A 1,627-nucleotide genomic window follows, 5' to 3' on the forward strand; every position below is an offset into this window, starting at 1 on the left:
CGAAGAGGCTAAACGCGGCGGACTGTAAATCCGCTCCTTCGGGTTCGGGGGTTCGAATCCCTCTCTCTCCATTAGCGTTCATTGTGACGATGATAAAGTGACTAATGTCAGCGCTCTTTTTGGGGTATAGCCAAGCGGTAAGGCAAGGGACTTTGACTCCCTCATGCGTTGGTTCGAATCCAGCTACCCCAGTTCTTAGGTAATATCAGATAAGTGATAAAATATCTATCCAGGTATTTTATTTCTTTATAGGATGAGTCGTTAAAGATTGTAGTTGATCTCATTGCGAGTGCTTGCTTAGGAAAAATAATTATAAGTATGTCAAGTTTTAGAAAACTTGATTGTTGGAGGATTTTTTAGATGAATGAATTTGAAGATTTGCTAAACAGTGTTAGCCAAGTTGAACCAGGTGACGTTGTTACTGCTGAAGTATTGACAGTTGACGCGAACCAAGCTAACGTTGCAATCTCTGGAACTGGTGTCGAAGGTGTCTTGACTCTTCGCGAATTGACAAACGATCGTGATGCTGACATCAACGACTTGGTAAAACCAGGTGAAACACTTGAATTGCTTGTTCTTCGTCAAGTAGTTGGTAAAGATACTGATACAGTAACTTACCTTGTATCTAAAAAACGTTTGGAAGCTCGCAAAGCATGGGACAAATTGGTCGGACGTGAAGAAGAAGTTGTTACTGTTAAAGGAACTCGCGCTGTTAAAGGCGGACTTTCAGTAGAATTTGAAGGACTTCGTGGATTTATTCCAGCTTCAATGCTTGATACTCGTTTTGTACGTAACACTGAACGTTTCGTAGGTCAAGAATTTGATGCTAAAATCAAAGAAGTAGATCCAAAAGAAAACCGCTTTATCCTTTCACGTCGTGAAGTTGTTGAAGCTGAATCAGCTGCAGCACGCGCAGAAGTATTTGGTAAATTGAACGTTGGTGATGTCGTAACTGGTAAAGTTGCACGTATCACAAGCTTCGGTGCTTTCATCGACCTTGGTGGTGTTGATGGATTGGTTCACTTGACAGAATTGTCACACGAACGCAACGTATCACCTAAATCAGTTGTAACTGTTGGTGAAGAAATCCAAGTGAAAGTTCTTGACTTGAACGAAGAAGAAGGTCGTGTATCACTTTCATTGAAAGCTACAACACCTGGACCTTGGGATGGCGTTGAACAAAAATTGGCTGCTGGTGATGTTATCGAAGGAACTGTTAAACGTTTGACTGACTTCGGTGCATTCGTTGAAGTATTGCCAGGTATCGACGGACTTGTACACATCTCACAAATTTCACACAAACGTGTTGAAAATCCAAAAGATGTTCTTAAAGTTGGACAAGAAGTAACTGTTAAAGTTCTTGAAGTAAATGCTGCAGATGAACGTGTATCACTTTCTATCAAAGCTCTTGAAGAACGTCCAGCTCAGGAAGAAGGCGAAAAACAAGAAAAACGTCAATCTCGCCCACGTCGTCCAAAACAAGAAAAACGCGACTTTGATCTTCCAGAAACTCAAACTGGATTCTCAATGGCTGACTTGTTTGGCGATATCGAATTGTAATATTCAAAAGAGGCTGGGACAAAAGTCCTAGCCTCTCAATTATTTTTGGATTGTCGAGCAAGACGCA

The 1,627-nt window shown here is 41.3% G+C and carries 1 protein-coding gene and 1 tRNA gene; both read left to right on the forward strand.

Translation table 11 applies throughout. The features are described from left to right. Positions 1 to 120 precede the first annotated feature (120 nt). Positions 121 to 192 (forward strand) — tRNA-Gln (locus ADH92_RS03995). Positions 193 to 360: 168 nt separating this feature from the next. Further along, positions 361 to 1,560: a 30S ribosomal protein S1 gene (rpsA, locus tag ADH92_RS04000; RefSeq protein ID WP_003011990.1), complete on the forward strand. Its 1,200-nt coding sequence runs from the start codon at positions 361 to 363 to the stop codon at positions 1,558 to 1,560. Positions 1,561 to 1,627: the final 67 nt, after the last annotated feature.

It is taken from the genome of Streptococcus parasanguinis, from assembly GCF_001073155.1.
In the GTDB taxonomy this organism is placed as follows: Bacteria; Bacillota; Bacilli; order Lactobacillales; family Streptococcaceae; genus Streptococcus; species Streptococcus parasanguinis_D.

What these genes read in the sequence shown, in the direction of transcription:
- rpsA (WP_003011990.1), top strand. Translation starts at nt 361, where the DNA reads ATGAATGAATTTGAAGATTTGCTAAACAGTGTTAGCCAAGTTGAACCA.